Below are 24,734 nucleotides of genomic sequence, written 5' to 3'. Positions count from 1 at the left end.
ATTGAGCATGACTTTAACTAACCGTAAAAAATTTAGTGTCTATCGAGAAGCGAAGACTAGAGTGATTTCGTTAATCAAGCCAATGGCTTGCGTTGGTTCAGGTTTTACCGTCATGCTGCTGCTGACAAAAGGTAAACCACCAGGGTTTGTAGTTGGTTTGTACTTATGCTTGTGTACTTTATTTTTTGCTTGGGGCGAACAGCAGCGCGTCGAGAAGGAGTCTGAAAAAATATTGACAATTTCTCAAGCTCTTAACAACACACGAGACTTGAGTGACGCAGAAAAAGAACTTGATTGTCAATCTGATTTGCTTGAGCAAATTATTAATCTGAAATCTCACAATCAAGACATTAACGGTTTGAACCTTATCCTCGCCGATCTTAGCAATGCTCAGTTAGCAGGCGTTGATCTTAACTGTGCCTACCTCAGTGGTAGCAACCTCAGTGGTGCCAACCTCAGTGGTGCCAGCATATCGAATGGTAACCTCAGTGGTACTCGATTAGTAGATACTAACCTCAGCAATACCAACCTGAAGAATGCAAACCTAAGCAGTGCTGATTTGATAAATGCCAACCTCAGCAATGCTGACTTAAAAGATGCAAATCTCAGTAATGCCAACCTCAGCAATGCTGACTTGAAAGATGCAAATCTGAGTAATGCCAACCTCAGCAATGCTGACTTGAGGAGTGCAAACCTCAGCAGTGCAAACCTCAGTAGTGTCTATTTATGGCGTGGCAATCTTAGTAATGCCACGCTTTTGGGTGCTAATCTTAGCAGTGCCTATATGAATAGCACCAAACTCAGGAATGCGAACCTTAGTAGTGCCTTTCTCAAAGAAACCAATCTCAGCGATGCCAAGCTTAAGGAGGCGAACCTCAGCGGTAGTAACCTTTGTGGGGCTAACCTCTGTGGTGCCAATTTGAAGAACGCCAACCTCAGCGATGCCAACCTAGAGAATGCTAACCTGGAAGGTGCTAATTTGGAAGGCGCTGATCTCAGCAGAGCCAATCTCAATGGTGCGAACTTGAGTAGTGTAAAAATTAACCAGGCAACACAGTTGGAGAAAAAATGGCTTGTAGTCTGGGAAACTTTAAATCAACCAAAGTTAGAAACTTCTAGTTAGGTGATAAGAGTGTAGATAGGATATTGCTGCCAAAACTTAAGCAAATGCTTAATCTGATTATAATTAAGCATTCGCTTAAATGTCAACAAAGTAGCCACAGACCATTGTCCTTTTTAACCACTCACTAAATTCTCGACAGCACTGGCTTGTGTCGGCAATGCCGCAGTTAAAACTTCACTCCCTTGTTGTGTCACTAAAACATCATCTTCAATGCGAATTCCTCGCACGTCGGCAAATTGAGATAAGCGCTCCCAGTTAACAACATTCTGATATTTGGAACGCCAATTGGCATCATTTAAAATTGCTGGAACTTGATAAAATCCCGGTTCAATTGTGACTAACATTCCCGGACGTAAGGGACGATTTAAACGCAAGTAGCCTAAACCAAAACGGTGACTCCTTGTGCGTTCCTCTTCATAACCTGCTAAATCTCCCAAATCTTCCATATCATGGACATCTAAACCCAGCAAATGACCGATACCGTGGGGAAAAAAGAGCGTGTGGGCGTCCATTTCCACTAAATCTTGGGGGTTTCCTTGCAAGATGCCTAAATCCACCAAGCCTTCCGCAATCACAGTACAGGCGAGTAAATGTAAATCTTCATACTCCACTCCAGGGCGTATCTTGGCGATGCAAGCATCATGAGCCGCTAGTACAATATCATAAATATCTCTTTGGGTAGATGAAAATTTACCCGTAACTGACCAAGTGCGAGTAACATCAGCAGCCCAACCCATCTCGGTTTCAGCGCCAACATCAGCAAGCACCAAGTCGCCTGGTTGCAGTGAGTGGTAATATTGGTCATTGTGCAGAACTTCGCCGTGAACTGTGACGATACTGGTGTAGGACGTGGTCATATTATTGCCAATAATGACTCGTTCCATCGCCGCACGGACTTCTGCTTCAATTTTGGCGCAAGCTGTCGCCGCCATGCCAGCTTTGTGAGCTTCTACAGTGACACCGGCAGCTTTTCGGAGTTCGGCTAATGCCCCGTCGTCGTGGATGAGGCGTAACGAGATAATTGCCTTGGCTAACTCCGAGTCGATTCCTTGCGGCGGGCTTTTTGGTAAAACCCATCTATTCAAAAGTTGCGACTGCTGTGTCCAAGTGGCAGCATCTTGTGCGGCAATTGTTGCTGCACCTTCTGTCCACAACTCTAATTCTGCCATTGGTCTAGCAGCGTCTGCTCCAATCATCTGAGCAATTTCTTCACGATGAGGCGTTTCTCCATGCCAAAGGGCACTTTCTGGTTCGGGATCATCCATGAAGAGTTCTAGCTTACCTGCTGCAAGCCGAATTGCTGCATTGGGCAGTGGAAGCCCTGCGAAGTAGAGGAAATGACTGCTTGCACGGAACGGAAAGACATTTGCTGGAAAGTTACGCGGGCTGCTACTTCCTGACCAAAGAATTGCCGGAAAATCAATGAGGTTGGCTAGTCTTTGTCGGCGATCGCGTAAAGTTTCGATGAGAGAGCTAGAGGTTTTTTGGATCATAACTAGGAAGTTAAAGCAAATATTAAAACTTGAAATTCGCGGCGGAAGCACGAAAGCTAGAACTTTATGGAAAATTTTTCCAGAATGCAGTTGTGTGATATGTTACGGAATGAATAATGGTATGGCTTAGCACTTACCGTTTTGTATTGTTGGCTGCAATTTATTTAAATAGGAACAAGCAAAAATTGATGAGATTGTTGTCTTGGTAAGTGGTTGTCAAAACATTTTCTATGGCGTCCTATCAAAGATTTGCCTGAGTATAGCCTTGCAACCGCTCATGCCTTCTATTTTACTTTTCAATGCTCGATGTATTGATACCACCTCAATTTCTGCTTAATCAGCAAACCAATGACACCTCAATTCCAAAGTCAATACCTAATTAGATAGAAAAAACGAAAGAGCGCTATGCGAAGATATGTAAACCAAAGCGTAACTTAGAACAATCCTTACAAAAAGAATAAAAAAGTATATTTTGTCAGAATTATGACATCAAGAAATTCAAATAATAAGTCAAGATAGTTTATTTATTTCCTCCTACGTATTCTGCCAGATTCCTCTAAGCAGGTTGTTAACCGAATGACAAAACAGCCGCTGAATCAGCCTGACTATTTTGCTCAGATGCCCATTAGTAGTTATGCTTCATCAAAAATTTATAAATGGTTCGATTGTCTTTACCAAATCTTAATTCTATGTTTGCTCAAATCTTAACTTTTAAAATTCTGTTTCTGGTAAAGTTAACATGACAGTAAATCTGGGGTAAAAAGGCATTTTTGCTCTGACTTCATTTTTCTGTTTTAGAACAATATCACCATCTCAAATAGCTAAATTCTAGTCAAAGTCGCCTTTGTTTAAATAGATGCTTGTTAGAGGTTCAAATGGCATTTACTGTTATCAGTGGTTTGGGGAAGCTAATCTCTTTTTTGTCAAAAAAGGTACGAGCACGCATCGAATACATGAAATGTTTTAGGGTAGTTTCCCTAAAGCCAGAGCAGCCTTCTCGAGGGAATGTACTACTTTCTTACCGAATTGAGCCATTCTTTTTAAAACCGGATGAGCCTATACCCAACGATCATACTTGGCACTGGGAATGTCGGCAAATCGCGCAAACTTTTTTAGATCTCGGCTATTGCGTTGATGTCATACAATTCCACAATCACAAATTCGTTCCTGAAAAAGACTACGCCTTTTTCATTGACATCCGTCATCGGCTGGAAGCGCTTTCACCATTACTCAATAAAGATTGCATCAAGATATTCCACAGCGATACAGCTCATATTCTGTTCCATAATGCTGCGGAAAGTAACAGGCTTCTTGCACTACAACAAAGAAGGGGAATTACCCTAAACCCACGAAGGTTTGAACCACCTAACTTGGGAATCGAGTATGCCGATTGTGCGACAGTTTTAGGAAATGAATTTACTATTAATACTTTCAGTTACGCAAAAAAGCCGATTTACCGTGTTCCAATCTCTACTACAGGGGTTTATCCCTGGCCTGAAGAGAAAGACTTTGAAGCTTGTCGCAAGAATTTTCTCTGGTTCGGTAGTGGCGGTCTAGTTCATAAAGGATTGGACTTGGTTTTAGATGCTTTTGCTCAAATGCCAGAGTACCATTTAACTATTTGTGGACCAGTAAATAAGGAAGAAGATTTTGAGAAAGCTTTTTATAATGAGCTTTATTATACTCCTAACATTCACACCTTTGGATGGGTTGATATTAGCAGTTCTAAGTTTATAGAAATTGCAAACAGTTGTGTAGGAATTATTTACCCTTCGTGTTCAGAAGGTGGTGGTGGGTGTGTGATCACTTGCATGCATGCTGGTCTAATCCCAATTGTCAGCTACGAAGCAAGTGTGGATGTACATGACGATTTTGGGGTGATTTTAAAAGAATCTTCTGTTGAAGAGATCAAGAATTCGATCCGGATGATTGCCAGTCTTTCTCCTTTAGAACTAAAAAGCATGGCGAGAAAAGCCTGGGAATTTGTGAGAGTTAATCATACGAGAGAGAAATTTACAGAATCATATCGAAATGTTGTAGAGAAAATTCTCAGCAATCAGGGCAAAAAAGACAAGCATGAAAGAACATGGGAAACAGACAAATTTTTAGTAAGTTAAGAGTGGTTTTCGGAGCTAAGCTTCGTTCTATCAGTGCAGACATCCTGTCTCGCTGGATTTTGTATTTTAAAAGTCAGCCACTAACAGTGAGTAAAAAATCAGCAATGGTGTTTTCTCCCCATCAAGATGATGAAACTCTAGGTTGTGGTGGTACTATTGCCTTGAAACGGTCACTAGGAGTGCCTGTAGAGGTAATTTTTCTGACGGATGGGCGGTATGGCCGACCCGAGTGGATTACACCAGAAACAATCACAGATATTCGCCAGCAAGAAGCTACGAATGCCCTAAATATTCTGGGAATTGCAAGTTCGGAAACTCACTTTCTCAATCAAATAGATGGTTCTTTGCAAAATCTGGCTCAGGAGCAACGCCAATACATAGTTAATGAGTTAGTTAAACGGCTACAGTCCTTTATGCCAGAAGAGATTTACGTTCCTCATAGAAAAGATGTTCATGGGGATCACGAAGCAACTTACCAGTTGGTTCAGGAGGCGATCGCCGCCTCGGGAATCCAGGCCGAACTATTACAATATCCAATTTGGATGTTTTGGCAAAACCCACTGTCTTTTGATCTAAACTTTGAGGATATAGGTGATGCTTACAGATTAGCGATTGATTCTGTTAAAGACAGAAAAAAACAAGCTATTGAAACCTACTCCTCTCAAATGCCTGGCTTACCCAGCGGCTTTCTACAGCGTTTCTTTTTGCCCTATGAAATTTTTTTCAAAAGTTGAATAAAAAAGTAACAAATTAGTGTCAAATATCTTTAACTTGTAAATGAATAAATTACTAACAATAGCTATTCCTACGTTCAACCGTTCTGAGTTTCTTAATAAGCAGTTAGCTTGGCTTGCTGAAGTTGTCAAAGGCTTTGAATCTGAGTGTGAAATTTTTATATCTGATAATTGTTCAACAGATAATACTCAGGAAGTCATTAAAAACTGGCAAGAAACTCTCAGCAACATCAAAGTAAAATACAACAGAAATAGCCAAAATATTGGCTTAATGAGAAATTTTTCTCATTGCCTGCAAGCAGCGACAAGCAAATATGTTTGGGTAATTGCTGATGACCATACGATTCAACAAAAAACCCTTGCTTATGTTGTGCAAAACCTGAAAGACCACCCTGATTTATCATTGTTGGCTTTAAACTTTTCCATTCGTTCTATACCAACTGGTGAGATAGTTATAGAACGTGTCTTTGAAATTGAAAATGAAGAAGTAAGGGCAGATGGTAGAGCAGTTATTGAACACTCTTTAGCAGCAGACTGGATTCTAGGATTGATGAGTGGGATGATATATAAAACAGAAGCAATAAAACTAGCTCTACAAAACTGGCCATCTAGTCCTGAGAACGCAGAGGGACAAATATATTGGTCTGCATTTTGTGCTACTCAAGGAAGTATAAAGATAACAAAACAAACCTATATTGAATATGCTTCTCCTATGTTCTTCCAAACCAAACCTAAGGAATGGTTCAAAAGACATTATGCTGAACTGCCCGAAGTTTATATGAAACTGATTGAAATAGGATATGATAAAAAATTCTGTAGAGAATTAATTCTTAAGCACTTCACACAGAAGAATAACTGGAAGGTTGTTTTAGGTGCCATAAGACGATGGCCTCTACTTGCAATAACTACTATGGTTTCTTACTTTCGTTTAGTTGGCGTGTCCGCTTGGGAAGTTACTGTCTTACCCTAGAAGTTACAAGTGGGTAGGTAGAAATTAGTAGCGCTTTCGCCCTGAAAGCAACAGGCTGCGCGAAAGCGGAAGTCAAAAGTCAAAACCTTAAAGTATGGCTTATTTTCCCGTAGACACTGATTGAGTTTGCGTTTTGGCGCTTGCATGACTAAAGTTAATCATAGACAGGTATTGGATATTTTTGGAGATGTCTATGAGTGATTAATCATTAGTCCTATTGTCCGCTTGTCCCCGCATTACTCTAACAGGTTGTTTGTAAAGTCTAAATTAATACCAACTCGGCGATTAGAAATCGCGCGCCACTTGCTACAAGTCGGGGAACCCGCCCAACGCAGTGGCTTGGCTACACAGACGAAACCCACCTCCGTGGGTTTAAAATTCTTGATTTTGTGTTAGTCCGCGCAGGCGGACTTTGCCTGTGTAGTAGCGAATTATATTCGCCCAAAACTTTTAAAACATCCTCTAAAAACAAACCATGAATGAAAGCACTACTCTCCTACCTCATAAAATTATTGGCGTTGCTGTGATTTGGAACGACAAGGGGCAAATTCTCATTGATCGCCGTCGTTCCGGAGGTATCATGGGGGGTTTGTGGGAATTTCCTGGAGGTAAACTCGAGCCTGGTGAAACTGTCGAGGAGTGTATTCGACGGGAAATTTATGAAGAACTGGGAATAGAGATAGAAGTGGGAAAGCATTTGATCACAATTGACCACACCTATACCCACTTGCGCGTTACCCTGACAGTGCATAATTGCCGCTACCTGTGTGGTGTTCCTCAACCAATTGAATGTGAAGAAATTCGTTGGGTCAGTTTGGATGAGTTAGATCACTATGCTTTTCCTGAAGCAAATACTCAAATTATCGCGGCTTTGCGGCTTTCAGGAAGTCAGGAAAAGTATTGACGTCAAACAAAGTCAAGAATTAGGGTTGGAAACTGATAATGTGAGCCACTTGATTGATAGGATTCCCCGCTTTGCCAGGGAACGAGACAATTAACATCAAAAAACTAGTTAATTTGGATACACTGGTAACGTAAAGTGGAACCATGCTCCGCCATCGGGCGCTGTATCTACCCATATTTGACCGTAGTGCGCCTGGACAATGCGCTGGCATAAACACAGACCAATGCCGTAGCCTTCTTTACCTTCATCACGTTCGAGGCGATAGTGATTTTCAAAGATGCGCGAGCGGTTTTCTTCAGGAATACCAGGACCAGTATCGCCAATACTAAACTGAACCTTTTGGGTAGTGCGGTGAAGTCCACAGACGCTGATTTCGCCACCTTCAGGGGTGTATTTGATAGCATTGTCTAACAAGTTTATCAGCACTTGGCGTATGCGTTCTGGATCTGCGTAAACATTGGGTAAGTCTTTGGGGATATCTTTTTTTATCTTGTGGGATTTGGCAATGTAGCGATCGCGCAATTCCTCTAGAACCTCAAGGCAAACTTTCCCTATATCCACCTTTTGCGGTTGAATGGGAAATTCCCTTTCATTACCACGACCTACTTGCAAAAGGTCAGTTATCATACGGTCTATTGTCTTGGCTTGGTTACGGGCGTGCTTAAATAAATGCAACGTCATTTTTGGTGTTAAACGCTCGAATTCACCTTTTTGAGCATTGTAGTTAGATTGCAGGGTATCTATAGCTATAGAAGCCGCAGTCAGGGGATTACGGAGGTCATGGGCTAGTATCGCAATCACTCGGTCTTTAAACTGGATCTGCTCCTGGAGTTTCTCTTTTTCCTGTTTTAGGCGAAAAATTTCATCTGAGAGTCGTATCAGTTCGGCGGAAACAGCAACTGAAGTAATAGAGGACTTTGGTTCTCTGACACGACCATTTTCATCATTTTCCTGTAAACCACTTTGTAATTCTAAGTAGGCGTCTACAGCGGCTTGCCACCGGGGCCACCAAGTTTTCAATTCACCAGTTATATTACTACCAGCTAGGATTTGCCTTGGTTCAGGGTGAATTTTGATTAAGGCTGGCGTTGCTACCAGTTTAAAATGTTCCGCCAAATATGGTTGTTGACCGACATCAATGATTTGAAGATCAAAGTTGTAGTCAGCTTGCAACTCTTTTAAGTAAGAGCGAATTCGCTGTACTTGTGGTTTGGACTTTGGTCGTCCATCGACAAAAAGTAACAGCTGTAGTGGAGCCTCAGAAGAAATAGGCTGATCCTGGGAAACTTGCATGTAATCGTGTTTCAGCACTGGTAACAAACCGACGACGCTTTACAGAAAGTAAAAAATTGACTGGCGGTTGTCGATGGAATAGTCCTTGTTTTTTTTCAATTTAATATCTATTTTAGATTTTTCGGACTCCTAACCTACATAGGTTTTTCAAATGACATCTTTAGTTTTTAGCCATTTCCTTGCTTTTTGTTGAGGAATTCCTCCAGCAAAGACCAATAGCCCTGAATCTCAGCCGCAATATTCGCTCTCATCAACTCTTTCGTCAAGCGCAAGTGAAAGTTTTTATACGACTGCTGCAAGGGCTCGTCCAAGATCAGATCAATTTGATTGCTCGCATAGAAGCGCGGGCAATCTCTTACCCTGATCCTAACCAGATGCTAACCTCAAGAAGGGCAATTGACTGTCCGAACTAAGGCTCTAGAACGTTTTCAAAGAACTTAACTACCAAAGTCCTAAAGCGAGCGTGTAACTCATCACCATCCTCTGGAAATGGTTTGCTTTTGGCAGATCAGTTGAGCGCATCACAAACTCAAATTTACTGCTCTTTGTATGCTTTTAGCCAGGAGTTGCTCCCAGCTTACCCCAGAGGTAGACAGACTGTTGTCTGTGTCTCGGCTGTCTTTTGCGCGATGAGTGAACGTTAGTCAGATTCCCGTTTGTCCGTAGCGAGCGATAATCAGACTCTGTGCTTTGCCGCCGCGCTTGTTGTGCGTCCCAATTTTGGAAAACCAGCGACACCTTAAAACAGTGAACAGTGAACAGTGAACAGTGAACAGTGGATAGTGGACAGTGGACAGTGAACTGTTAATTGTTAATTGTCAACTGACAACTGACAACTGATAACTGATAACTGTTAAAGCAACACAAGAGCCAAATTTACCACCCAGATCACCATCCATCATCGGTAGAACTGCAAAAAAACCCTGGCGTTGGAGTAACCACCGATGCAACCTGCCATTTTACCGCCTCAGGAAGCGATTGTCCCTTGGGAGCGCACTGCCCGCCCTTGAGCGATCGCCACTCAAATAAGCTGCTAGGCAACTTTTAGCAAAAGCCACAACAGGATTTCCTTGAGGAACTAAATTTCAAGATCCGAAGGAAACCGCAGTCGCGCCTTATCGCTTTGCCTACGACCTCGATAAGAGACAATCCCTTGCTGAAGTGCCAAGTTTCTTCAAATGCCCAACACTGGAATTTTCCTTTGTGTTGCCTGCCTTTAGCTTATCTTCGTCCGCTGAATACTATCCAATTAGAGGCTGCACTGGAAACGAAGCGCGATCGCTATCCTATTGCGCCCTTGAGTGAGGCAAAGGGGGGACTTACTCCCAGCTTAGCACTTCAAAATAGTTGGTGATAACTTCCTTTCTTGAGCTTAGCGGTGTAGATGACAGCTTTATAGTGGATTTAAAACAGTGAACACTGAACAGTTATCACTGGTAACTGGTTGACTGTGACTACCACGCTCATAATGGACAAAAACTACTGGTAACGAATAACTGAATAACTGGTTGAAAGATTTAGCGTTAGAGAAGCTGAATGGTAGCCTCAAGTATTAATACTTAAATCGTTTTATTTTTTTAACATAAAATTATAAATTGAGTTTAACTGAGTTGTTTCGCCTGCAAAAATTGTCCTGAAATTTTTAACACCATGAAACTTAATCCCTTCAAAATCAAAGCACCAGAAGCAGTGTTGACTAACCAAGAGTCAAGAAAAAATCTCCTAGGAGACTCTATTAGTAAAGTTTTAATTATTGCCTGCAAAGAATCAACTCAGCAGCTTGAAGAAGCATTGAGCAAAGAAGGTTTTTTGCATGAAGTCCTCAGGCAAGAAACCAAACCAGAATATCAAAAATTTTCCCGGAGTTATCTTTGCCTAATGAATCATCAACGAGCTTGGGAAAAAGCCGTCCAAGAGGATAAACCGACTCTGATTATTGAGGCGGATTTTGTCCCAGTACGAAATTTTGCGAAGCTTCCTCTACCCTTTAATCCCAATCAAAGTGATGTTGGAATTTGTTGGCTGTATACTTGTGCGCCGCAGGTCTACAGCGTTTCATCTGATGGCTATGCTGAAGGTTTTTCTACTTCAGCAGTTGCTTACATTGTGACTCCACAGGCTGCCCGCTGCTTGCTAGACTTGGCAGAGGAAGTGACAGAAAAACAGGGAGCCACGACCTACTCTACTTGGGACTCAACTATTGATTCCTTTCTACGCCAAAGAAAGTTGAAAAACTACATTCCTTGGCGGAACTATGGTGAACATGGAGGCTTACCCAATCCAGAACATCACCAAAACAATCTTAGTAAAACTCATCGTGCTGATGTCCTCTATGGTCAACTGGCATTTATGCCGTTATATGCTGGTAATGAAAAAGATAGAATCAAGTTTTTAACAGTCAGGCTTCAGGCTCGCCTCAAGGGAATTTCTCGTTTGGCAACTGGACGCTTTCTACGTTTAAAAGTTCTCCAAGGTTCTAATGTACGTCCAAGGTTACTCAGTTTTGCAGTTCTTAGACATTTTTCGTTACAGCTTTAACCTGATTTCTAGGTTCTTTTCAAAGTATTTTGCTAGTGTAGGAATTGACACTTGAATTGTGATTAAGCGTGGTGCACTGTAAACATCCAGTTTTATTAGTGAGTTTGGCTGTTTTACTCACCTCTTTAACAGCCTGTGCCAACAGTCCCGCCGCCAAAAACATTGAGCAGTCTTTGGCGGCTGATCCCAGGTTGAAGGATAGCCCACTCACCATTGGCGCTCAAGAGGTACGCAATAGCCAACAACCACAAACCCCTCAACCGACAGTTCAGTTGCCAAGTGATTTTCCCAAGGACATCCCGTTGTATCCTAGCGCCACCTTGCAAGAGGTGACACCATCGAGTAACGAAAATTCCAATGTATCCACTCGCTGGCTGAGTTCTGACCCCAGCAATCTGATTGCAAACTATTATCTTCAACAATTTCAGGCAAACAACTGGCAGATTGTGAAAAGTCCTACAGATGAGCCAGGAAGCTCTTTTGAGGCGCGGCGCAATGATATGCAGTTGAAAGTTTCTATTCAGCCGAAAACAGTTACCAACCCTGCACCCAACCAACCACAAACATCTACTGAAATACTGATTTCCTATTCACCATTATCTACCCAAACAGCACAAGTTAACCCAACTCCAAGCCCCCAAACTCCTAACACCCAAACAACAGAAGCTAACCCAACTCCGACTCCTCAAATCAATAACGATGCTGCTGTTGGGCAGCCAGGCGATCGCTCGTTTGTTGGTCCGGTACAATCACAAACAGCAACACAACCAAGTGATACCTCTGATAACAAAAACGCTACAGCAGCCACTACCACTTCTCAAGAATTCAGCGATCTCAACAAGGTACCTCAAGGATTCCGGCAATACGTTCAAGATTTGGCAGCCTTAGGAGTTTTAACTGTAGAATCAAATGTGACAAAAAGCAATGGCAGCACAACGAACCAGTTTGACCCAGCTAAAGTTGTGACTCGTCGGCAATTTGCCCGTTGGCTTGTTGCAGCTAACAATGCGATGCACGCTAACGATGCAGCAAAGCAAATTCGTGTAGCATCAGAAAGTTCTCAACCAACTTTTCGGGATGTGCCAAAAACAGACCCTGATTTTCCGGCAATTCAGGGATTAGCCGAAGCAGGATTAATTCCCAGTTCTCTGTCTGGAGATTCTACAGCAGTTTTGTTTCAACCTGATGCACCTCTGTTGCGCGAGCAGTTAATTCTTTGGAAAGTTCCGCTTGACACACGCCAAGCTTTACCCTCTGCCAATTTAGAAGCAGTCAAGCAAACTTGGGGTTTTCAGGATGCTGGGAAAATCGACCCGAAAGCGTTACGGGCAGTTTTGGCAGATTTTCAAAATGGTGAAAAATCAAATATTCGTCGCGTATTTGGCTATACAACACTATTTCAACCCAAGAAACCACTCACCCGCGCTGAGGCTGCTGCTGCTTTGTGGTATTTTGGTACTCAAAGTGAAGGAATATCAGCTCCCGAAGCTTTGAAGTTAGCACGTCCCCAGAGTTAGTACTGTGACTTTCTTGCTCGTTCCCATGCTCTGCATGGGAATGCCTTCCAAGGGAGGCTCCGCCTGCTGTATTCAGTCAGCCACAAAGAGGCACCTCGCAGGCTTTACTCCCAGGCTCTGCCTGGGAGCGAGAGGAAAACGGAATTTTTGACATCCTCCCCACGCCTAAAGGCGGGGGATTCCAAGAATCACTTCTTGGGCTTTCTGTTTCCACGAGTTGACTTGCTTGAAGGAGTTTCCTCACCCAAGTATTGGTCAGTCTCATCCACAGACGTTAACGTTCCCGTGTGCCCCACGGTACGAAGTCCTCTCTCAAGTATGTTTCGTGCAGCGTTCCAATCCCTATCTTGGGTATGCCCGCAATGGTGACAAGTATGCGTCCTAGTACTAAGAGACTTCTTGACGACCTTCCCACAATTGGAACAATTCTGGGAAGTGTAGTGGGGTGGGACAGCAACCGTGACCACGCCAAATACTTTGCCGAAATACTCAACCCAACTCCGAAACTGAGTCCACGCTGCATCAGATATCGACTTGGCGAGGTGTCGATTCCTCACCCTTACGGGTTCGCCAGTCGCTTCAAGTCGGGGAACCCGCCCAACGCGCTGGCGAACCATGTTTCGCACCTTCAAGTCCTCATACGCCACGAGGTCGTTAGACATCACTACGCACCTTGCCGTCTTGATGGCAAAGTCTTTACGCTGGCGACTTACCTTGAGGTGTTTACGAGCAAGTTTGTTTCTAAACTTCGCTCTGTTTTTAGAACCCTTCTTAGTCTTGGACAAACAACGTTGAAGTCGCTTCAAAGACTTTTCAGACTTGCGGAGATGACGCGGATTTGCAACAGTCTGACCGTCAGAATCGGTGTAGAAGTGATTCAAGCCAACATCAATGCCAACATTGTGGGCGGTTGCTTCCCGTTTCTCCAAACGTTCCTGGTCGATACAAAACTGCGCGTAGTACCCATCTGCTCGACGGACAACCCGCACCCGCTTAAACTGCTTCAACTGGTATTCGTGCAAATCGCGGGTTCCCCACATCTTGAAAGTCCCCGCTTCAAACCCATCGGAAAAAGTGATATACCGTCTATCAGAAGAAAACTTCCAGCCACTGGTCTTGTATTCAACACAACCGTGTGTTTGTTCTTTCTTAAAGCGTGGATATCCTTTCAATCCTTGCTTATTTTTCTTGCAGTTGTCGTAGAACCGAGATATTGCCGCCCAAGCTCGCTGTGCACTAGCTTGACGAGCCATAGAGTTAAGGTTAGCAGCAAACTCGAATTCTTTTGCAAGCACAGCACAATATGCACTCAAATCATATTTGTCGATGTCTTTGTTGTCCATCCAGTATCTCAGGCAACTGTTCCGAACAAACCGGGCAGTACGGATAGCTTCATCCAGCTTTCCATACTGCTCCTTTGTTCCTTCCAATTTTGCCTCAAATACCAGCATCTTTACGCTTAACTCTATAGCGTAATTCTAGCACAGATATCTTGACGGGGAATAAATTCCCCATCGGGTTTCATCCCCATGCATAAATGCAGGGGCTTTCACCCTTCGATTCTCGGTAATGCCAAATTCGCGGCGTCACCTCCTATTCACCAGCTGTATCGAAATTAAGGGCGGGCTGGACAGCCCACCCCACAATTGCAACTGCAAATTACAAAAGAGTAGGCTGAAAGCCCCTGCCCTTCAGGGAGGGGATGAAAGCTACAACGCAGGATTTATCCTGCATTCATCTAAAGTAGCTATATCTTACACAACTGTGTAAGATATAGCTAGAATGTTTTTATGGCAGAACTATCAATCACTTTAAAACTTCCTTTTTATCGACTTAACCAAGTCAAAGCCAGCGAGTTCGAGCGACTTACCGTCCTCAACACTCAGGTGGCAAATGACTTGCTTAAGATAGACAAGGCAGAACGTAGAAAGATAACTAGTTCTGCCTTTAAACACGTGGAAATAGGTTCAGCTTGGATTAACCAAACTATTCGCAATACTAACGCTAAGACAAAGGTAAAGCACTTTAAGCGAATGTGGTTAGAGGTAAATAACCAAAACTTTGAGATATCCAAGCAGGGTGATTTGTACAGTGTTGCGTTTAACCTACTACGAGGTAGAAAAGGACGTATTCCTCTATCTGTCCACTGTGCGTCGCATGCTGAAGTTCTAGACAAAATCATTGCTTGTGGAGTTAAACTAGGCTCACTCAAGCTTTGTAAGTCTAAAAAAGGAATTTGGTATGCACTTGTTTGTGTGTCGATGGAAGTTCCCGATGCAATATCAGTTGAACGTTGGATTGGAGTAGATAGAGGACAAAACAATATTGCTGTTGCTGCACTTCCTAAAAGTTTTGGTAAGTTTTGGAAAAGCGGACGAGTCAAATCGTTGAGACGACAGTTTCAACGTACTCGCCGCAAGCTACAAAGCGCCAAACAGCTTAAAGAAGTCAAGCGATTAGAGCAACGTGAAAGACGTATCATGACTCATATTAATCACGTCATTTCTAAAGAACTTGTGCAATTTGCGCAGGATTTTGGAATGGGGTTGCGGTTTGAGGATTTGTCTGGCTGTCGTCAGACGATGAAACAGAAGAAAAAAACAAAATCTGATGCTGCTTCCAATCGTGATACTTGGGCGTTTTATCAGCTAGAAATATTCACTCGCTACAAAGCGATTCGTTCTGGCGTACCTGTTCAATCAATTCCCGCTCCATACACGAGCAAATCGGATTATCGCAATGGTGTGATTGGTAAGCGTAATGGAGATTGGTTCAAAGGTTTTGATGGGTATCGTTGCAATGCTGATTGGAACGCTTCCCAAAATATTGGTCAATGGGTAGGTTTTTCATGCCCTCTGAGTCTTCAGGACGCTGTAACTGCAATGGTTGCAGTTGACACAGAGGGTGGGGTCGATGACAGTCCCTTAACTGGTGAAGCGTCTAAGGCGGCGGCTTTAGCCCCGTCTTAGACAACCACTAGAATCTCTGTGGCTTTAGCCCAGAGAGTGTCAATGTATAATCAAAACTAACTAATTCGCTACCTCAGCCATCTCAATGATGCGCCCTTCATAGTCCTTGACTAAAAAATTCAATGGCTTTTGGTTACGGATCTTGAATTTTAAGCCCCGCGTTTCCACGCGCATTAAAATCATTTCTAGGCAGTCCCGGTCAAAGCAAACGTGGCGTTGCTGACTTTTACTACCTAAACTCGCCCCCGTAATCACGTGCAGCTGAGTATTTTTCTTTAACTGATACCAAAGTCCTTCGCTAGCATTAGACATTCTGCTGCTGGAAAAGCTGGGAGTGCTAGACAGGTAAAGCGGATCAACTCCCGTTGCACCTAAAGTTTGCTCGTAGTTGTAGTAGTAGTGCAACGGCACTTCAGCTGCTGGCAAATCTAGCAGTCCTTCATACAACTGTCGTGCAACCTCTAAATCTGACACCATAACAGTGTGTACTTTCGGCGCACTAGTGAGAAACATCCACATCGCACCAGCATAGGCTGCTAGTAGCATCACCATGATGCCTTGGGTGGAAAAAAGGCTATCTAACGGTAAGGAAGGTAAAAAAGAGCCTAGGATGAAAGGCTCGTGCAGGAACTGGGACATGCTAACTGCTATAACCATGAACACATCAGAAAATGTATGTATAAAGAGACCCGCTTTAATCTTGTAGATTATGACTTAGTTTAAGTCTGTGTTTCTAGTGTATCAACAGCAGTAAAATATGACCGCTAGTATCAAAAGACTAGCAGCAAGATATTATGCGACGGGCAACCTAATTGCCTTTGCCAAAATAATTTTAGCAACATAGCCTGATTCGGATGGTGCAAATTCCTCATTTTCCTGAAGCTCATCACCCACTGATTAAGTCACTGTTTCATCACAGTGACCAAGAACTGCTGACTCTTTTTCAGCAAAACCCGGATGCAGGTAGATACTTCACGGCGATTTTTTGTCGCTACAACCCGATAGTCTATACGTTGATTCGGCATTCAGCGCGATCGCCTGTGCAAGCTGATTATCTTTTTGCTTTAACCTGGCGACATATCTACTACGAACTTGGTGGACTCGATTTAAACAGCACTCAATTTGCGAAAGACGGTTTGACTGTTCAAAATTGGCTGATTAATATGACAGCTTATTGTATCAACGAGATTCAACTCCCTCCCACGGAAGCGATTCATTATTCTCTCAAGGCGACTTCTCCACCACTGTGGTGTTATGTAGAACAGGCATTAGACCAACTGCCTGCTATATTACGATTGATGGTTTTGATGGCTCAAACTTTCCACTGGAGCGAAACTAGAATTGCCGCCTACTTACAAGCCGAAGGAGAAGCCATCACCCCAAGCGAAGTAGTAAATTTGCTTCAAGAAGGTTACCGTGCGCTAGAAGAGAAATTACCAACAGATATCCGCACTATTTACTTAGGTGAAAATTTTCTTCAGCCTGGTGCTGCGTAATAGTATCTAATAGCGTGTTTAGATTTGGTAAAGTTTTAAATTTTCTGTTAAATTTTCTGTTAAATTTTCTGTTAAACCTTTTACCCAGGCTTCTGTTAAATTTTCTGTTAAACCTTTTACTTAAACCTGAAATCACAAAGGGCATCTATCAGTAGGGAATTTCCAAAAAATAAATTATCAATCTTGTGCGGTGGGCATCTTGCCCGCCCTAACTAAATACGAGGCAAGACGCCTATCTTCACAAGAGGTAGCTGGATACTTTTTTATTTGGAAGTCCCTAAAGATATAAGCGTATGTCCCTTTGCTCAGAGCTTGTACCCAACAAGAGCCAGAGGCTCTAATATCTCGTTACCAGGTTGAACCTGGTAACGAGAGTTTGGAGGCTTCGCCTCCTCACTGTTGCAACTCTTGCAAGATTTTAGTTTGGAAACTTGGTGACTAATTCAAGAAAACTTGACCGTTTTGTTGAATACTCATTGCTTTTGTATCCATTTGCAAATCGGTTGTTTCATCCAACCTGACTTCCAAAACTCCAGCTTGAGAAGAAGGTTGTGTTCTCACCATCAATAGTCCGTTATCCTGCCGTTGGAATGTCACGGTTGTTGGTGTAGCTAAACGTTGCAACAGCACTTCTGACTTACCTGGTAAGGTTCGCGGTGCTGTATCACCAATGGCTTGATAAGTGATAGGCGCAGCTGTATCGTTCACCAGCCTGACAGTGACTCTGCCATCTCTCAGCGCAATTATGCTGCTGGGGGCTTGGCGTTGTTCTGGCGCTGGTGGTGTGATCACAGAACTTTGTCTTTGTTGAGTGCTAGGGTTACTTTGAGATTGTGAGTTTGTGCTGACAGTATACCCACCTGCAGGTCCTTGACTGGTATACGTCCGAGTTTCTGACTCGGAACTGTTTACGTCTTGTCCGGAACTCGTTGACTGTGTCTGGCTGCTATAGTTGTAGGTTTGGGAGCTACTATCAGAACGGTTGTATGGTGTTTCACCGCCCACACCCTGCCTGATCTGTTCTTGTGTTGGATTAACAGAAGCACTACCTGGAGTCACACCCCCTTGCTGTGCTGATTGTCGAGTGAAAGCATTGGGTGGACATCCTGCTGGAGTGAAGACATTACTATTGTGGGGTTCTTCGTAGAAAATGCTGGGACAAGGGTTAGTTTTGGAATTAGCTTGTTGCTGGGGTTGCCGAGGTGCTGATTGCTGAGCAACTGCTACTTGAGAAATTGCAGGCAACCCAATCAGTAATCCTCCGCAAATAGCCCCTAAAAATTTAGCAGATTTACTGAATTTTTGATATTTCAGGTTCATGTTGACCTCCTGATGAATAATCTAAATTAAGAGCCAAAAATTTTTAAACGCGAAAACTTTTGCAATAAACAACAGCTTCATTTGGGCAAAATGAAGACTGATTTGCCTGTTGCCAGATTCTGCTTGCTTTTTAATAAAGTTTTAAAACTTAACAATTAAAATATAACAATTACTAATAATTTCGCACTCTAACTATAGACGTGAAAAGTAATAGCAGATTGGATCTACATTTCTGCCACAAGTCGTATATAAATAGATATTGTTTAATAAATATTTTTTATAATTAAGATAATTAACTGAAAAGTCAGGAGTCACAAGTTAGAATTTAACTCCTAACTCCTAACTCCTAACTCTTAAATTTGTTAAGCTTCTTCCCAAAGTTTGCGAACGTGATCAGGCAACCAACTAGCAATTTCCTCAATTCTTTCTGGAGATAATTCGTCTTTCGTAGCAGAGAATACTGCCTTAACCACCTCTTCTCGGTCTACATTGGGCTGCACTCCACCTTCATTTGCTACCCGAAATAAAAACCGATCAGAATCAATCTTAAAAATGCCAGGACCTTGCCAAGGTGGACGAACCCGACTTAAGAAGCCCACAATCGGATTTGTATCTTTCCAAAGGTCTACAATTGTGTTTTGCAGCGCTTTATCATCACTTATTTCAGCTGGTTTGTCGGCCAGTTCTTCGGCAACTCGGTCGGCAGCTTCCGTGGTCATCAGGTCGCGCATCACACGGTAAACTACTTCTGTGACGTCTCTGGCGTCGAACACATCTCCCAGTTTGCCTTTGACCATTACCTTTTCTAAAAATGGTCTATCTTTTGCATCGATAGGAGATGATTGTGCTTTATCTAAAGTTTTTGGAGTATTTGCCTCCATTAATCCTCCTCAAAGCATTTATTGATTTTTATATAATGTCTGAAGCTCAAAGTGAATAAGTGCAAATAGCAAACTAGCAGTTTGTAGAACTCGTTAAGAAAGTTTTAAAAGTCGTTATATCAGACTGCTAGAATATATTTTTTGCTTTGCTCACTTGATCAAACATTGCCACTAAATTAGTAGGTAAAGATACTCCCCTGCATCTGCCAGAGGAAACAGCCCTAAATCTACCAGAAGAAACATTTGTTAGGTGTTATACAGAACAAAGTTCAATTAAGACTCAAGAGTAACGGGTAAAGTGACGGTGACAGTACTCCCAATGCCTTGAGTACTTTCTACTTGAATTTGACCGTGGTGTTTTTCGACTATAGCTAGGGCGATCGCCAGTCCTAATCCCGAACCAGTTGCACTTTGTGTTGCTTTAGTTTGAACTGTGTGAGTACGCGCTGGATCTACCCGATAAAAACGGTCAAACAAACGGGGTAGTTCCTCCGCAGGGATACCAATTCCGGTATCCCTCACCTTAAGAAGCAAATGGGCAGTGTTGTAACGCAGCCCAGAAACACGATTTGTTGCCTCGATACGTGCCAATTCCACATCTACGCGCCCTCCAGATGGGGTGTATTGCAAGGCATTGCCAATCAAATTTGTAAATAGCCGCACCAGTTGATCCCAGTTGCCTACGACTGTGAACCAGTTATCAAGTAATTCCGGATGAGTTTCTTCAGCAGGAGGATCAATGAAATCTAGAGAGAGGATAATACCCTTTTCTACGGCTAACAGTTGTTGTTCTTCAACCACTTCCATTAACAAAGCGTCAACAGGACAAGGAGAAAAACTTTCTTTGCTGATACCACTATCCTGTCTTGCCAGAAACAGCAAATCGTTGACTAACTTGCCCAAGCGTTGCGTCAGCCGTTCTACCACTTTTAATTGTTGCCGAAAGTGCGAAGGAATATTGCCGTCTGCCTCTGCTAATTCCAACTCACTCAGGGCGACTTGCACATTAGTTTGAATCAAGGTAATTGGACTTCTGAGTTCATGAGAAGCATCAGCAGTAAACTGTTTAAGACGTTGATAAGACTCGCGCACTGGTTCCATTGCTTTACCTGAAAGAAACCAGCCACTTGCTGCAACAGAAAGTACCATCAATCCAGTACCCCATGCTAAATCTAAAATCAATTGGCGACTGGGTTTTGTGACTTCAAACCAGGGATGGCTAACACGCAAATATCCCAATACTTGCCGACCAATTTGCACTCGTTCTGTCACTTGTCGTAGTAGCAGCGGGGGAGTGGGGGAGAGTGAGGGAGTGAGGGAGTGAGGGAGTGAGAGTACTTTCCCTCCTTCTGTTCCTCTCTCCTTCTGTTCCTCTTCTTTCCTGACGATTTTGACAGTCTCACCTGTCTGGTTGGGGTGCAGTGGAATATTGAGAGGTTGTGAAAAAGTAGACCAAAGCAATTCTCCAGTAGGGCTAAACCATTCTAGGTCTATGCGGTCATCTTCTGCTGTGTCAGTATTGTCACGAAAACTGGCTTCTACATTTACACCGAGTTGACCCAAGCCTGACTTAACAGGTTCGATGACAAGCGATCGCTCTACCACTTCCACAACATGATTCAAGGTATCATCAATCCGCTCAACCAATGTGCTGCGGACGTACAAGTATACCCCACTAGCAAAGAGCAGCAGTAGTATAGCGGTTATGGCTGTGTACCATAGGGCAAGACGGCGACGAGTAGCTTGAAACATAGATGCTTCCGACTTAAAAATAACAATAAGATTTATGATTTCAAGAATAACCTTGCTGTAGCGGCAAAGTAAGAGAATGTTTCGCAAATAAGGAGTTAGGTATATGGATACTGACGAGACGATTTTCACTACCAATTGGGTTACTGTCAAGAAAACACCCAGAGGATTTGATTATTTAGAAAGAAAGGGGAAAGACTCAGTTGCAGTATTTCTGTTGAGAAGAAATGACGTTTCTCCTGTAATATATGAAGTTTTAATTAGACAGCTACCTCTTTGTATTGATAGCACAGAATTTGACGGACAAATGAAGCTTTTTCCTTGTCCTATCACTGGCGCATTAGATGAAGGTGAATCGCCAGAAGAAGCAGCAATTAGAGAAGTTTATGAAGAAGCAGGTTTTTCTGTTAAGGTTTTATCACTTGGTAAATACATCGTTGGGACTCAAACCAATGAAATTTGCTATATGTATTATGCCGATGTAACTGGTATAGAGCCAGATATCGCTCAACAGGACGGTACTTATCATGAATCTATTAGTAAAAATGAATGGCGTCCTTTCGAGTATTTAAATAATTGTGATTATTCAGCTTGTCAGATAGGCTATTTCAGATTGCGAGATATTTTTTATATATAATATATTAAAATTTATCATTGACACAAAAAACAATGGTAATCTCTGATTGATAAGAAACTAAATTTTACAGTTCGAGCTATGACAGCAGGAAACCAAAACTCAATTAAAGAGAATCGAGATTACCTTATAAAGCAAAGTGAAATGCTACAAGCCATCATTAATCGTATGGCTAGTAATTCGCTTGCTGTAAAACAACTGGCATTAAGTATCTGGACTGCTTTGATGGGATTTGGTTTTACTAATAAAAATCCACCTTTGTTTCTTCTAGCAATCATCTCCTTTTACAATTCTAGGCTTACTGGATATGTATTACCTCTACCTAGAAAGGCGATTTCGGGGTAATTTCAACCGCTTGACTGAGTTGTTGTGCGGTTTTGATGATAGTGCGTTAGATAATATACAGCGATTGAAGGTAAATTTTATAAAGCTGGAACGTTCCTGAACTAAGAGTCCATCTAGCCGTTTTGACTCGGGTGTCCGTATCGTTCAACCTAACTTTCCCAATCCGTCCGCAAATTTCCCTTTCTCTTTGCCTTGAGATAGAAGCAAAGCATCTTTTCCTCTACTATGTTTAGTATGCTATCCCAGCTCTGTCGGGCTACACCTGCCTGCATCCAGGTCATCATGCCAAAATCAAAGAAGAACGCACATCATCAAATCAATCTCAATGACCCTCAATACTATCTCAACCGAGAGTTAAGCTGGTTAGAGTTTAATAGAAGGGTGTTGCATGAAGCCTGCGATTCACGAACACCGCTCCTAGAACGCCTCAAGTTTTTGGGAATTTTTAGCTCTAACCTGGATGAGTTCTTCATGGTGCGTGTTGCAGCACTCAAGCAACAGGTAGAAGCGAAGGTTAGTCAGTTACCTTCCGATGGTCGCACGCCACAACAACAACTCGATGAAATTAGCTCAACACTGCGTCCGTTAGTAGCCAAACAACACGAACAGTTTGAGAAAGTTTTGCGACCTCAGCTAGCAAAGCACGGTATACATATATTAGATTACATAGATTTAAGCGAAAGACAGAGAAATTATTTAGACAAATACTACGAAGAGCAAGTCTTTCCCGTCGTGACTCCCCTTGCTGTTGATCCATCGCATCCTTTTCCCTACATTTCCAATCTCAGCCTGAATTTGGCTGTTGTAGTCAAAAACCCAGAAACAGAAGAAGAATTGTTTGCCAGAGTCAAAGTTCCCACAGTTTTGCCGCGATTTTTGGCTTTACCGCCAGATTTGGGAATTCATGATGACGGAAAACCAGCAGTGTGGACTGGGATACCTTTGGAACAGGCGATCGCCCATAACTTAGAGTCCCTCTTTCCAGGGATGAACATACAAGAGTACCATACCTTCCGGATAACCCGTGACGCTGACCTGGAATTAGAAGAAGATGAAGCTGATGACTTACTGTTGGCTATAGAACAGGAACTGCAAAAACGGCGCGTTGGTGGATCTCCTTTACGCATAGAAATACATTCTCAAACTCCTGAATCCATCAGAAAACGACTGTTGGAGGATTTGGAATTAGAAGAAAATGATGTTTACGAAGTAGACGGTATCATAGGACTGAAGGATTTGATGTACTTCATGTCATTGCCCGTCCCAGAACTCAAAGATCCACCGTGGCAATCTGTAGTACATCCCCGCTTACTAAGGATTAAAGAGCCAAACATAAACCCAGATGTACGGGAGATAGAAGAAGGAAAAGATTTTTTTACAGTCATTCGGGAAAAGGATTTATTCGTACACCATCCCTATCAATCCTTTTCGAGATCTGTGGTGCGGTTTATTACCCATGCTGCCCATGACGCGAATGTGCTAGCAATCAAGATGACTCTTTATCGGACTTCTTTTGACTCGCCGATCGTAAATGCCTTGATTGCGGCGGCGCAAAATGGCAAGCAGGTGTCAGTACTGGTGGAACTTAAGGCGCGATTTGATGAAGAGAATAATATCTACTGGGCAAAGCGTCTGGAAAACGTCGGAGTTCACGTAGTTTATGGTTTAGTCGGGCTGAAGACTCATTGCAAACTTATTATGGTGGTGCGGCGCGAACAAGACCGCATTTTTCGCTATGTGCATATTGGCACTGGTAATTATAACCCGAAAACAGCCCGACTGTACACAGACTTGGGATTGTTCAGTTGCAATGAAGATTTGGGAGCCGATGTTACAGATGTTTTCAATTTCTTGACAGGATACTCACGGCAAAAGTCATACCGAAAACTTTTGGTTGCACCTGTGACGATGCGCGATCGCTTTGTTTCGATGATTCACCGGGAAATTGAAAATGTTCACAATGGCATGAGTGGGCGGATTGTTGCCAAAATGAATTCATTGGTAGACCCGGAAATTATCTCGAAATTATATGAAGCTTCCCGTGCTGGCGTGCAAATTGACCTGATCATACGTGGGATTTGCTGTTTACGCCCAGGGATCAAAGATATTAGTGAAAATATTCGCGTTATTAGTATCGTTGGTCGCTTTTTAGAGCACTCCCGTATTTTTTATTTCTATAACAATGGGCAGGAGGAAATCTATATTGGCAGTGCCGACTGGATGCGGCGTAATCTGGATCGTCGGGTAGAAGTCATTACCCCAATCATAGATGTAGATATTGCTAAGGATTTGCAAGAAATCTTAGGAATTATGTTAGCAGATAACCGCCAAGCTTGGGAGTTACAGCCAGATGGCAGTTATATTCAAAGAAGTCTTGGTGAAGACAGCCCAGAAGCCAGTTCACAAAAAATTCTCATGTCTATGGCTTTAACCTCGAATGGAATCGCCACTTCAAATATAGTAAATACAAAAAAAAGTTCCTTATATCTTGACGGCTAGCTTTTTATAAGTTTTCTTAAAAGCTCTCATTTTTCTAAATTATCCAACTCGTTGCCATAGGTTCAATACAATTTATTCAACCATTGGATAGAGTGAGTGCAGGCATCTATTCCCATAAACTGTAAAGGTTATCATAAGTCGTTATTCTTTTA

At 42.6% G+C, this 24,734-nt stretch carries 21 protein-coding genes; 13 read left to right on the top strand and 8 right to left on the bottom strand.

The window, feature by feature from the left end:
• Positions 1–7 precede the first annotated feature (7 nt).
• Positions 8–1,123, top strand: a complete 1,116-nt coding sequence (locus tag AACT52_RS17870) for a pentapeptide repeat-containing protein (RefSeq protein ID WP_073632801.1) — start codon at positions 8–10, stop codon at positions 1,121–1,123.
• 113 nt (positions 1,124–1,236) lie between these two features.
• Here AACT52_RS17870 and AACT52_RS17865 read toward each other — a convergent pair whose 3' ends face one another.
• Entirely contained in the window at positions 1,237–2,616 is a 1,380-nt protein-coding gene (locus AACT52_RS17865; protein ID WP_073632799.1) for an aminopeptidase P family protein, read from the bottom strand.
• Between the two features lie 875 nt (positions 2,617–3,491).
• Here AACT52_RS17865 and AACT52_RS17860 point away from each other — a divergent pair.
• The 4 genes from AACT52_RS17860 (at position 3,492) to mutT (ending at position 7,341) form a co-directional block, all read left to right on the top strand.
• Complete coding sequence (locus tag AACT52_RS17860; protein WP_073632797.1) at positions 3,492–4,733, top strand: glycosyltransferase; 1,242 nt, start codon at positions 3,492–3,494, stop codon at positions 4,731–4,733.
• Positions 4,703–5,467: a PIG-L deacetylase family protein gene (locus AACT52_RS17855; protein WP_073632796.1), complete on the top strand. Its 765-nt coding sequence runs from the start codon at positions 4,703–4,705 to the stop codon at positions 5,465–5,467. The genes AACT52_RS17860 and AACT52_RS17855 overlap by 31 nt, the downstream gene beginning before the upstream one ends.
• Positions 5,468–5,510: 43 nt before the next feature.
• A complete protein-coding gene (locus AACT52_RS17850; protein WP_073632794.1) occupies positions 5,511–6,437 on the top strand; it encodes a glycosyltransferase family 2 protein in 927 nt (308 codons plus the stop codon).
• A 475-nt stretch (positions 6,438–6,912) separates the two neighbouring features.
• On the top strand, positions 6,913–7,341 hold the full coding sequence (mutT, locus tag AACT52_RS17845; protein WP_073632792.1) for an 8-oxo-dGTP diphosphatase MutT: 429 nt from the start codon (positions 6,913–6,915) through the stop codon (positions 7,339–7,341).
• Positions 7,342–7,449: 108 nt separating this feature from the next.
• On the opposite strand, the gene AACT52_RS17840 is transcribed toward mutT, so the two are convergent.
• Together AACT52_RS17840 and AACT52_RS17835 are read right to left on the bottom strand one after the other, a co-directional pair.
• On the bottom strand, positions 7,450–8,634 hold the full coding sequence (locus AACT52_RS17840; RefSeq protein ID WP_073632790.1) for a histidine kinase: 1,185 nt from the start codon (positions 8,632–8,634) through the stop codon (positions 7,450–7,452).
• Between the two features lie 888 nt (positions 8,635–9,522).
• Positions 9,523–9,675: a hypothetical protein gene (locus tag AACT52_RS17835; protein ID WP_158054687.1), complete on the bottom strand. Its 153-nt coding sequence runs from the start codon at positions 9,673–9,675 to the stop codon at positions 9,523–9,525.
• A gap of 112 nt (positions 9,676–9,787) precedes the next feature.
• On the opposite strand from AACT52_RS17835, the gene AACT52_RS17830 reads away from it, so the two are divergent.
• The 3 genes from AACT52_RS17830 (at position 9,788) to AACT52_RS17820 (ending at position 12,689) form a co-directional block, all read left to right on the top strand.
• Complete coding sequence (locus AACT52_RS17830) at positions 9,788–9,988, top strand: hypothetical protein (RefSeq protein WP_073632786.1); 201 nt, start codon at positions 9,788–9,790, stop codon at positions 9,986–9,988.
• Positions 9,989–10,284: 296 nt separating this feature from the next.
• The gene (locus AACT52_RS17825) at positions 10,285–11,172 is read left to right on the top strand and encodes an LPS biosynthesis glycosyltransferase (RefSeq protein ID WP_233153987.1); all 888 of its coding nucleotides are present in this window, start codon (positions 10,285–10,287) and stop codon (positions 11,170–11,172) included.
• A 68-nt stretch (positions 11,173–11,240) separates the two neighbouring features.
• Positions 11,241–12,689, top strand: a complete 1,449-nt coding sequence (locus AACT52_RS17820; RefSeq protein ID WP_073632784.1) for an S-layer homology domain-containing protein — start codon at positions 11,241–11,243, stop codon at positions 12,687–12,689.
• Between the two features lie 188 nt (positions 12,690–12,877).
• On the opposite strand, the gene AACT52_RS17815 is transcribed toward AACT52_RS17820, so the two are convergent.
• On the bottom strand, positions 12,878–14,140 hold the full coding sequence (locus AACT52_RS17815; RefSeq protein WP_073632782.1) for an RNA-guided endonuclease InsQ/TnpB family protein: 1,263 nt from the start codon (positions 14,138–14,140) through the stop codon (positions 12,878–12,880).
• A 339-nt stretch (positions 14,141–14,479) separates the two neighbouring features.
• Between AACT52_RS17815 and AACT52_RS17810 the strand changes: the two genes are divergently transcribed.
• A complete protein-coding gene (locus AACT52_RS17810) occupies positions 14,480–15,658 on the top strand; it encodes an RNA-guided endonuclease TnpB family protein (protein WP_073632780.1) in 1,179 nt (392 codons plus the stop codon).
• Positions 15,659–15,718: 60 nt separating this feature from the next.
• On the opposite strand, the gene AACT52_RS17805 is transcribed toward AACT52_RS17810, so the two are convergent.
• Positions 15,719–16,315 (bottom strand): glyoxalase-like domain protein, encoded by a 597-nt coding sequence (locus AACT52_RS17805; protein WP_073632778.1) that lies wholly within the window; start codon positions 16,313–16,315, stop codon positions 15,719–15,721.
• A 200-nt stretch (positions 16,316–16,515) separates the two neighbouring features.
• Here AACT52_RS17805 and AACT52_RS17800 point away from each other — a divergent pair, with 200 nt between their 5' ends.
• Positions 16,516–17,154 carry an RNA polymerase subunit sigma-70 gene (locus tag AACT52_RS17800; protein WP_073632838.1) on the top strand — a complete coding sequence of 213 codons (639 nt, stop codon included), beginning with the start codon at positions 16,516–16,518 and terminating at the stop codon, positions 17,152–17,154.
• Positions 17,155–17,592: 438 nt separating this feature from the next.
• Here AACT52_RS17800 and AACT52_RS17795 read toward each other — a convergent pair whose 3' ends face one another.
• From AACT52_RS17795 to AACT52_RS17785, 3 genes are all read right to left on the bottom strand, one after another.
• Positions 17,593–18,474 carry a hypothetical protein gene (locus AACT52_RS17795; RefSeq protein ID WP_073632775.1) on the bottom strand — a complete coding sequence of 294 codons (882 nt, stop codon included), beginning with the start codon at positions 18,472–18,474 and terminating at the stop codon, positions 17,593–17,595.
• A 362-nt stretch (positions 18,475–18,836) separates the two neighbouring features.
• Positions 18,837–19,355, bottom strand: coding sequence for a DUF2267 domain-containing protein (locus AACT52_RS17790; protein ID WP_073632773.1), 519 nt, complete (start codon positions 19,353–19,355; stop codon positions 18,837–18,839).
• Between the two features lie 273 nt (positions 19,356–19,628).
• Positions 19,629–21,107, bottom strand: coding sequence for a sensor histidine kinase (locus AACT52_RS17785; protein ID WP_073632771.1), 1,479 nt, complete (start codon positions 21,105–21,107; stop codon positions 19,629–19,631).
• Positions 21,108–21,210: 103 nt separating this feature from the next.
• Here AACT52_RS17785 and AACT52_RS17780 point away from each other — a divergent pair, with 103 nt between their 5' ends.
• The 3 genes from AACT52_RS17780 (at position 21,211) to ppk1 (ending at position 24,582) form a co-directional block, all read left to right on the top strand.
• Positions 21,211–21,741 (top strand): NUDIX hydrolase, encoded by a 531-nt coding sequence (locus AACT52_RS17780; RefSeq protein ID WP_073632769.1) that lies wholly within the window; start codon positions 21,211–21,213, stop codon positions 21,739–21,741.
• A gap of 78 nt (positions 21,742–21,819) precedes the next feature.
• Entirely contained in the window at positions 21,820–22,083 is a 264-nt protein-coding gene (locus AACT52_RS17775; RefSeq protein WP_073632767.1) for a hypothetical protein, read from the top strand.
• 282 nt (positions 22,084–22,365) lie between these two features.
• Entirely contained in the window at positions 22,366–24,582 is a 2,217-nt protein-coding gene (gene ppk1, locus AACT52_RS17770; protein ID WP_073632837.1) for a polyphosphate kinase 1, read from the top strand.
• Positions 24,583–24,734 lie beyond the last annotated feature (152 nt).

This window comes from Scytonema sp. HK-05 (genome assembly GCF_963872035.1).
In the GTDB taxonomy this organism is placed as follows: Bacteria; Cyanobacteriota; Cyanobacteriia; order Cyanobacteriales; family Nostocaceae; genus Kalymmatonema.
The sequence above is the reverse complement of the archived record's forward strand: the minus strand, read 5'-3'. Positions and strand labels throughout refer to the sequence as shown.